Consider the following 9,545-nt stretch of genomic DNA (forward strand, 5'->3'; position numbering starts at 1 on the left):
AGGCGTGCGCCTTCGACCACTCGGCCACCGCTCCGCGCACTGGAAGGGGCCCGATAGCAAGCGAGGGGCGGCGCGTAAACCGCAGACGCAAAAGATATATGGCAAATGAAAAGGGGCGACCCTTCACCAACGCCGCCGCTCCTGACGAGACCGAATGGTTGAGAGATGGCCCTCCCGACCTACTACATCAGCTGGGTGACCTGCTTGACCGACTGGTTGGCCCAGTGACAGAACCGCCTGCGCGGCCCGGCTGAGGACCTGGTTCTTAGCCAGGCTGGTAGATCCCCGCTCAAAATCCGCACCCTAGATAAGGCTGCGAGAGGCCTGCAGGTTGGTGCTGTTCGACGACAGGTTGTTCACCGCCGCTTGCTTCCGAATTTGCAGGGCACCGATTTCAGCGCGATCGAGGAGGCGCGGATCATCCAGATACTTACGGAAAAGTAATCACTGTTTTCGGTTTTAAATGAAACGGAGCCCCGCAGGGGACCTGTTTATGAGTCTGACGCGCGAACAAGGGTGCCATCGAGGTACCACTCTATCTGCAAATAAGCTTATGAATAAATACACTTTTGCTATGAAAATTTCGAAAAATCTACCGTCGCAACGGGCGCCGGAATCCCGACATTGGTTTCGTAAGATCAGCCCTGCGGGCAAAAAATTGTGTCCGAAAACGGTTTCGATTGACTGCGTTTGCAGCTGCCAACCTGTCTAGACATCTGGAGTGTATAATTTGATCACAAGTAAAAACAGTCGGTTAGCCCTGCGCGCGATGGTTTGCTATAAATCGGGTAGTCATGCAGTTTAGGACAAAGCTTCTTTTCGCTTTGCTTGCCGTGGTGTCGACGCCTGGAGCTGCGAAACTCCCTTTGTCCGATGTCGAGGCTCAAGACACAAAATCTTGCGCCGGTACCGCCCTTACGGACGGCGCAGGAGGCAGCAAGCAGTCACCATACAACTGTACAGACGCCGATCCAAACAAGAGGATGTCTGCGAATTTGTCAAGCGTGCAGGGCCTGCCTTCGTTGGCAACGCAACTGGTCAAGACGGTCTTGGGCGAGAGCTGCGTGGCGCAGGAACGAGCTGAAGCCCCCGCATCCCGACTACTTCCCCGCGATCTGACCATCATATGCGAAGGCGTCGCTGTCGGTAGCCTCAGCTACTCTCTTGTGTCGACCAGCACAGGCGATTTGGCCGAAGTGTTTCGATCGAGCCGTCAGTCTGTGTCGATGGAAACCAAACTCGATTGTGAACCGGCAAAATCTCTGACTGATGGCGATGCGAAAGGGAGTGTCCTTGCGTTCCCCTGTCGGCACCGGCGGGATGGTTGGCCAACATTGGTAATGGTCAGTGCGGCTTCCAATGTGCTGCGCGTTGCTGAAGCTCCGGCATCGGCCTATCCCGTCCTGCGCCAATTGTTGGGATTGGAGGTTCCAACAACCTCGAGAACGCAGCAAGCAGAGCAAATCCGCTCGCTTTGGTCTAAGCCGATCGCCATCGGCAGCGCGGCGGAGAAAGAGAAAATCGCAGGCTATCTGAGCAATGCGCGCGCGCTTGCTGGCCAGTCTGCCTTTACGGCTGCCGAACGAGAATTCCGCAAGGCCTTGGAATTACAAGTCCGCCTCTATGGCGAAGACGATATGGCGACGAACGATGTGTTGTTAGACCTTGCAATCATTGTTAGCAATCAGGGGCGCAATGACGAAGCCGAGGCTTTGATCCGGCGCGCTGCTCCGATCGTGGAAAAATCCCCCAAGCCTGCCGATCGCGCGCGCATGAGCGGGTACCAGGCCTTTGTCGCGGCCAATAAAGGGAACTTTGAAGAAGCGTTGGTGCTCGCTCGCGCAGCGGCGGCGCAATGGCGCGGTATCGTCGCGCAAGCCACGGGCACTGGTTCCCAATCCTTGTCACAGTTGCCGGGCATGGCAAATGGGTTCGAAGCTGAACTAGCCATGGCGCTGAACCTGGAAGCAGGAATGTTGCTGCGCACTGCCGACGTCACCGGCGCATATGCTAGCGCCGCCGAGGCTGCTCTGATCCTCAAGCGGGTTGATGGTGAGCCATCGTGGTGGGAAAGCGACACGCTTGTCACGCTTGGCAACGTGAGCAGCGCACAGAGCCGCCTTTCAGCAGCCGAAGCCTATCTCAAGAAAGCGATAGACCTGCGCAAGAAGGCCTTCGGAGAAGGATTGGCCACCCTTCAGGCGCGTGTCGCACTTGGACGGGCTTATCAGGCTGAGCATATGAATGTTTCGGCTATCATTGTGTTTCGTGAAGCAATCGCGATTGCAAAGACATTGCCAAGGGATACGGCTCCAATCCGTGCGGAAGATATCATTCCGTTTGCCGAAGCCATTGTTGAGGAAGCGGCACGCTACAGCGACCCTTCGGCAAAGCTCGGCCTGTTCACCGAGGTGTTCGACGCCTTTCAAATGGTCAGTTCCCCGGTTTTTGACCGGACAATGGCCCTAACGTCGGCGCGGCTGTCGACACAATCGCCGGAGCTTTCGGGTCTGCTGCAACGCCTGGATACCGCATTGCAGAAAGAGGCTGGGCAGCGCCTGCAACTAGCAACCGAGCAAGCCCAGTCAGTTGAAAACCGCAGCGCAGAAGCCGAAGAACAATATTCAACTGAGATTGCGGCACAGGGCGAAATTATCGCCGAAGTACGTAAAAAAATAGCCGATCAGTTTCCCGATTTTTCGTCTCTGACTGATGCAAGGGGCCCTAAGCTGGATCAGCTGCGCGGCCGTCTTGGCGTTGACGAAGGAATGCTTGTTTATCTCGTGGGAAAACAAGCGTCGTTTGTTCAACTTATAACAAGGAATAAGATCGTAGTTGCTCCGGTTCCCGTCGGAAGCGCAGCACTCGAGACGGTTGTGGCGCGCCTAAGGCGTGGCCTTGAGATTGAAGGGTCATCGATCAGTGATTTTGACTTGGATGCTGCTCATGCTTTGTATAAAGATCTCTTTACCGGGATGAAAGACGAGATCGTCGACTTAAAGCGGATTGTGATTGTTCCGGCAGGGCCCTTGGCCAATCTGCCATTTGGCGTACTCGTGACAAAGCCGCCAGTACGCGGCCAATATGTTTCAGCCCATTGGCTAACTAATGATTTTGACATTTCCTATAGTCCGACGATTAGCTCCTTTGTAGATTTGCGATCCACACGTCTGGTCGGCAAGCATGCACGCAAATTGCTTGCGGTGGGTGATCCGGTGCTGGCGCCGGTTCAACGGGTTGCGGCACGGGAAGCTGCGTTTGCCAGCGCAACTGGGAGCTGCCAGTCGGGCGACATCGTCCCAGCTGAATTGCTTCGCTCACTGGCCTCTCTACCTGACACGGCTAACGAGATTAATAACGTTGCTAAGGCTTTGGGGGGGAACGCAAGCGACATTATATTGGGTGAGCAGGCAACTGAAACTGCGCTGCGCGCACGCAATTTGGCCGAGTATCGTATTCTATACTTTGCAACCCACGGCCTCTTGCCTGGGGAAATCCGCTGTCAATCGCAGCCCGGCATCGTGCTGACGCCGCCAAGCGAGCCGGCAGAAACCCATTTTGGTGATGGACTTTTTGACGCGAGCGAGATCGCAGCATTACCGATGAAGGCTGATCTGGTTGTGCTGTCGGCCTGTAACACTGCGGCTTCGGGCAAGGCTGACGGTGGGCAGTCGCTGTCCGGTCTGGCAGCCTCATTCTTTCGGGCTGGCGCAAAGAGCCTACTGGTGAGCCACTGGCAGGTGCCTTCGGCGGCGACTGGCGCACTTATGTCATCCATATTCGCCACCCTTTCCAAAACCCCCAACATGTCCATTGATACGGCCTTGCGCGCGGCCCAGTTGGACCTTTCGAAAGTCCCCGCATTTGCGCACCCGTTCTTCTGGGCGGCATTTGTCTTGATGGGTGACGGCGCCATAAAGCCGCTTGATGAAGAACAGAGCTAATGAGGCGTGGGACCAGCCTTTTTGTGCTCTTGGGCGCTCTCATGATCGCTTCACAGTCCCATGCTGCCCCAATGATCGTCGTCGAAGCGCGAGGCGCTGGTCTTCGACCGGGCATGCGCTTAGACAGTGCCGCAACAATCGATCTGAAAGACGGAGAGCGGGTTACCCTTATTGGCGCTGACGGACAGGCTGTGACGCTGCGCGGCACCTACACGGGCGTGCTGACGAAGTCTGCTGGTTCAACTCAGAACCCTCGGCTTGCGCTTGCTGCACTCATTTCAACGCGCAACGACCGTGCAAGCAAAGTCGGCTCGATCCGGTCTGGTGCAAATGCCGCGCCGCTGCCAGATCCGTGGCTCGTAGACATTTCAAGAGGGGGTGCACGTTGTATTCGCGAGGGCCAGCGACCCATTTGGTGGCGGCCTGACGCCTCTGAGGAGACGAAATTTACTGTCTATCCGATCGACCGCTCGTGGCGCGCCGATTTTGTGTGGCAAAAGGAGCAGACCAAAATGGCCGCGCCGGATCTTGCCAAGCTGGACGGTGTAAAAACTTTTCTCATACAAGTTCCTGGGCAAGATAACGCCATCAGTCTCAATGTAATTCCCGCTGATGTCGTCGATCCCCTCATTCTGAGCTCATGGATGCTTGAGAAGGCCTGCGTTCAGCAAGCCGATGCATATTTCCGACAGATACAGTCGGAGATCGATGGGCAAGGCGCTGCGCCGCTCCCAGCTTCACGCCTTAACACTCAAGAGATAGCGGCGCCTGCGAAAATGGTCGACGCTGCAAAGGAGCCGCAATGAGCAAGGCGCAGAAGCAGGCTTTCTCCGCAGCTCTGATCGCCATCTTTGCTGCGGTGGCTGCCCTTTGTGCAGTGCGCTTTCTGGCGCCGCTAACAAACCTTGAGAACAAGGTGGCCGACATTCGGGTTGCCGCAATGCAGCCAGCGATAGCGCCCTCAACTGACATTGTGGTAGTCGCGATCAATGAAGATACGTTGACCGCTTTCCCATATCGCTCGCCGGTTGACCGGGGCTTTCTGGCTGATGTTATCAGCCAAGTGTCTGCAAAGGGGGCACGGGTGATCGGCGTCGATATTATCATCGATCAGCCAACTGAGCCCACCAAGGACGCGCGTCTCAAGCAGGTCCTGGCGACGACGCCAACACCGCTTTTTTTAAGTTATACCTCTTCCCCCAACATAGTGACGCCCGAACAACTAGCCTTTCTCAATGACTTTGTTCCTGCAAATCAACGGGCAGAGGCGAATTTGTTATCCGATCCATTTGACACACTCATCCGCAGGATTAATCCTGGCGGGGAAATGAAAAATGGCCGCATGGTGGACACGGCCAGTCACCCTGCCGGCTTTGTTCGCAAGGCCGTCACCCTCTTTGGTGGCACGGCGCCGCTTACACCCGTAGAGATTGCGTGGCGCCCTCGCCCTGACGCGGAAGGCCAGCCATTCCCATCGTTCCCCGCCCAATTTGTGTCTATCCTTCCAGATGAATTCTTCCGCGGAAAGATCGTTCTGATTGGCGCGACACTGTCGATAACCGACCGCCACATGACACCGCTGTCGATCATTGATGATGGCGATCAAGGCAATATGCCGGGCGTGTTCGTTCAAGCGCACGGCATCAGCCAGTTGCTCGAAAATCGCGCCCCGCCTCGAATGTCGCTTAATGGCATCATCGCTTTTTCCGCGCTGTTCGCCATATTGGGCGTGGCGGTCAGCCTCTTTAAGCGCGGCATCATCTTCAATGTTGGCGTTGGCGTCACAATCCTCGCGTCGTATTGGGTTGGGGCAATCGTTGGCTTTGGCTATGGCTTACCAATGCTGCCCATTATCGGGCCGAGCATCGCATTCGCCTTGTCAATCTGGATGATGGATGTGTTCATCGGCCGAGCAGAGCGCAAGCAGCGCGAGTTCGTGCAGGGGACGTTCTCGCGCTACGTCTCTCCGGCCATTGTCGACAGACTTGTGAAAGATCCGACGTCCGTGACCATTTCCGGCGAACGCCAGGAAGCAACGTTCATTTTCACCGACATCGCTGGGTTCACGACCACGTCGGAGCAGATGAAGGCCGAAGATCTCTCAAACGTCCTAAATGATTATCTCGACGGCGCATGCGAAATAATTCTTAGATACGAAGGAACAATCGACAAATTCATCGGTGATGCCATCATGGCTATATTTAATGCGCCGATCCGTCAGCCAGATCATGCCGAACGTGCAGTTCGTTGCGCACTTGAACTTGACGCATACGCTGAAAAATTTCGCGAAGATTGCAATCTTCGCGACATCCCAATCGGCGTTACACGTATTGGCGTTCATACCGGATATGCTGTCATTGGAAATTTCGGCTCTCACGCTCGCATGGACTTCACGGCGCTTGGCGATACAGTTAATACGGCAGCTCGCACCGAAGGTGTGAATAAATATTTTGGAACACGCATTTGCTGCACGAGCGATGTTGTTGACCTTTGTCCCAATATTAATTTTCGCCAAATTGGCGATATTGTTCTTAAAGGAAAAACATCAGCATCAGCACTTTACAATCCGATTGCAGATACCGATGATCCAAATTTAATTAAGAAGTATGCTGAAGCATATAACATGCTAGCAAAGGAAAGCGAAGGCGCTAAGTTAGCTTTTGATGACATAGCTGTATCATTCCCTAACGATCCAATTGTTCAGTTCCATATTGGACGGATCAGAAAGAACATAATTTCGACGCGTGTGGTGATGGATGATAAGTAAACAGCTCGCATGGCTATTAAGCCAACGGCTTCCCACGGCAGTTGGGTTTATTTGCGGGGTCCTTTTCCCGGCAGAGGCGGCTGTTTCTCAAGTCGCTCTGCCGCCGCAAAGTGATATCTCCCGTCAGCGCGTGGCACCATTACCGCTTCCGTCTCTAAACTATGACTTTCGTATTCAAAATCCCGAAAAATCGGCCGTGCCAAGAGCAGTTGATGAAGTTGAATTTTCTATCTCAATCATCCAAGTAAGCGGAGCAAATTTTTTTCCAAAATCGGAGGTTGATGCTTTTTTCGCGCCGCTGGTTGGTCGTAAGATTGTTCTGCAGGACTTAAGAGATGTAGCGCAAAAATTTGAGGACCTATATCGCTCTAAGGGTTTTTTCCTAACACGTGTGTTTATTCCGCCGCAAAAAGTTGAAGGTGGAGCGCTGCAAGTGCAGGTGGTTGAGGGTTATATTGGCGATGTTTTTGTTGATGGTCCCAATCCGTCGTCTACACGGTTGATTGAAAAGTTGATGGCGTCAGTTCCCAAAGATCGACCCACGCGGTTCAACTACCTTGAACGTCATATGTTGTTGATCAACGACATACCGGGGCTGGCCGGCACAACATTATTACAGCAAGGCGGGGCGCTTGGAAGCTCCGAGCTACTTGTGTCGGCGGTCAAGGTACCGAACCAGTACAGAGCAACGTTTTCAAATACATCAGCAGAGCTGGTCGGCCCACTGTCTTATTCGCTTGGTGGAACGATTTCTCAGCCATTTGGTCGGCCGGGCGCGCTGGATTTGACGCTGTCTTCTGCAGGACAGCAGTTAAGGGAGTTACGTTCGGTAAGTGGGCGCTATGCCATGCCCATTGGCGCCCACGGACTTGTGGGCAGTTTTGGCGGGCTCATCGCGTTCGCGCGACCGGGCGGAGCGATCAAGGATCTAGATGTCCGCAGTCGTGTCATGTCATTTAACGGTCGACTGCGCATGCCGCTCATTCGAAGCCGCAAGAACTCCATTTACCTAGATATTGGCGCTGCGCTGAACCGCAACGAGACGAACATTCTGGGTGAGCTCTTGACTGATGACCGCAGTACCGTGGCCGAGGCAACGCTGAGCTGGCAACAAGCAAACTGGCTGAACGGCGACACCAATGCATCAGTTTCCCTTTTTCAGGGCTTGGTCGTACTCGGGGCTAATGACGCAACAGCGCCAAAGCCCTCTGTGCCAGGCTTTCAGCCCAAATTTCAGCGTGTCGTTTACACCTTGGCGCGCAATCAGCGCCTAACCCCCAGCGTAAGTGCCCAGCTTAACCTTCAAGGCCAGTATTCGACGGACCGACTGGCATCGGGTGAATTAGTAAGCTTTGGCGGGCCAGCCATTGGCCGCGGCTACGACCCCTCCGTCATCACGGGTGAGCGCGGGATGGGTATGTCGGGAGAGCTGCGTTACGCGTTGCCCTTCGCCGCTGAAAGATTGATCGAAGGTGTTCAGCTCTACACCTTTGCCGACTATGCCAATGCGACGACACTGGCCACTGAGATTGCGGACAAGCAGACCAACCATATCAGCTCGTTGGGCTTGGGTGTGCGGATGCTGATATTTGGCCGGTTCAACTTCGATTTTCAGGGCGCTCAAGCGCGACTTAAGCTTGTTGGTGCGGAAAATATTTCCGCCCGCTTCAACCTTAATGTACTGGCAATGTTCTGATGATCTTGCCCCAGCGCCTACGATTGTCCCTCCTTGGCGCCGCCAGCGCCATGGCTATTTCTGCGGCGCACGCCAATGACATTGTGAGCTCCAGCGGTATCAACACCACGATCGCGACAACGGGCACTGGGACAACGGTCACAGGAAGAACGATCACCCAAACCAGCGAGCGTGCCGTTATCAACTGGTCAAGTCTGGATGTGGCCTCGGGCCACACGTTGACCTTTGTTCAGCCGAACCCAAGTTCGATCGTGCTCAATCGTGTCATCGGATCGGCGAATGTGATTGCACGCTCACAGATCGATGGCACGATCTCGGCCAATGGCCAAGTCTGGATCCTGAACCCTAAGGGCATTGTTGTAGGATCAACCGGCAGCATCAATGTGAGCGGATTTCTGGCGACAACACTTGGCCTGACAAACGAAGCCTTTGCGATCGGAAATGCGTTCAGCCTGTCGGGCGAAAGCACGGACGCGATCGTCAATGGCGGTACGATCACAACCGCTTCTGGCTATGTTGTTCTGGCCGGCAACCGCGTTACAAACAGCGGGCTGATTCAGGCCGAGATGGGCACAATCGCGTTGGGTTCGGGACAGGCATTTTCTGTATCGTTTTCAAACGACAAGCTCATATCTTTCGCTATCCCAACGTCTGCTGTTGACGGCGACTTGTCTCAAGCCAGCACCGGGCAACTGCTAGCAAACGGCGGGCGTATTCTCATGACGGCGCGCGCCGCTGCAGATACTGCGGCGACTGTGATCAACGTCGAGGGCCTTGTGCAGGCACAATCGGTCTCGATGGTAAATGGTCAGATCGTCCTCAGCGCCGGCACGCTTCAGATCGGCAATGGCGGCACCTCCGGTTCAATCACCGGCAACATCACGAACAACGGCACACTCGCTTTCAACCGGTCAGACAACATTTCGTACGGCGGCATCATCTCTGGAACTGGCAGCCTCACCAAGTCTGGCGCGGGCACGCTGACGCTGACTGGCGCCAACAACTACTCCGGCGCCACCACGATCAGCGCCGGCAGCCTCATAATCGGCGGCGCGGGCACCGCTGGTACAGGAGCCCTCTCCATCGCGACCAACTCGGTCTTCGATTACGCATCCTCTGCCAACCAGACCCTGTCCGG

The 9,545-nt window shown here is 55.0% G+C and carries 6 protein-coding genes; all 6 read left to right on the top strand.

Translation table 11 applies throughout. The annotated features are described in order from the left end of the window. Positions 1-98 precede the first annotated feature (98 nt). Complete coding sequence (locus tag Q0O07_RS11075) at positions 99-254, top strand: hypothetical protein (protein WP_295493652.1); 156 nt, start codon at positions 99-101, stop codon at positions 252-254. Positions 255-983: 729 nt separating this feature from the next. Next, positions 984-3,944, top strand: coding sequence for a CHAT domain-containing protein (locus Q0O07_RS11080; protein WP_295493653.1), 2,961 nt, complete (start codon positions 984-986; stop codon positions 3,942-3,944). Between the two features lie 41 nt (positions 3,945-3,985). Further along, positions 3,986-4,750 carry a hypothetical protein gene (locus tag Q0O07_RS11085; protein ID WP_295493657.1) on the top strand — a complete coding sequence of 255 codons (765 nt, stop codon included), beginning with the start codon at positions 3,986-3,988 and terminating at the stop codon, positions 4,748-4,750. Then, complete coding sequence (locus Q0O07_RS11090; RefSeq protein ID WP_295493660.1) at positions 4,747-6,711, top strand: adenylate/guanylate cyclase domain-containing protein; 1,965 nt, start codon at positions 4,747-4,749, stop codon at positions 6,709-6,711. The genes Q0O07_RS11085 and Q0O07_RS11090 overlap by 4 nt, the downstream gene beginning before the upstream one ends. Beyond that, positions 6,701-8,407, top strand: coding sequence for a ShlB/FhaC/HecB family hemolysin secretion/activation protein (locus Q0O07_RS11095; RefSeq protein ID WP_295493662.1), 1,707 nt, complete (start codon positions 6,701-6,703; stop codon positions 8,405-8,407). The genes Q0O07_RS11090 and Q0O07_RS11095 overlap by 11 nt, the downstream gene beginning before the upstream one ends. Before the next feature lie 50 nt (positions 8,408-8,457). Then, positions 8,458-9,545 (top strand): filamentous hemagglutinin N-terminal domain-containing protein (locus Q0O07_RS11100; RefSeq protein ID WP_295493664.1); only part of this gene is annotated, 1,088 nt, incomplete at its 3' end.

Origin of the sequence: Sphingorhabdus sp. EL138 (assembly GCF_945890115.1) — a bacterium.
In the GTDB taxonomy this organism is placed as follows: domain Bacteria; phylum Pseudomonadota; class Alphaproteobacteria; order Sphingomonadales; family Sphingomonadaceae; genus Sphingorhabdus_B.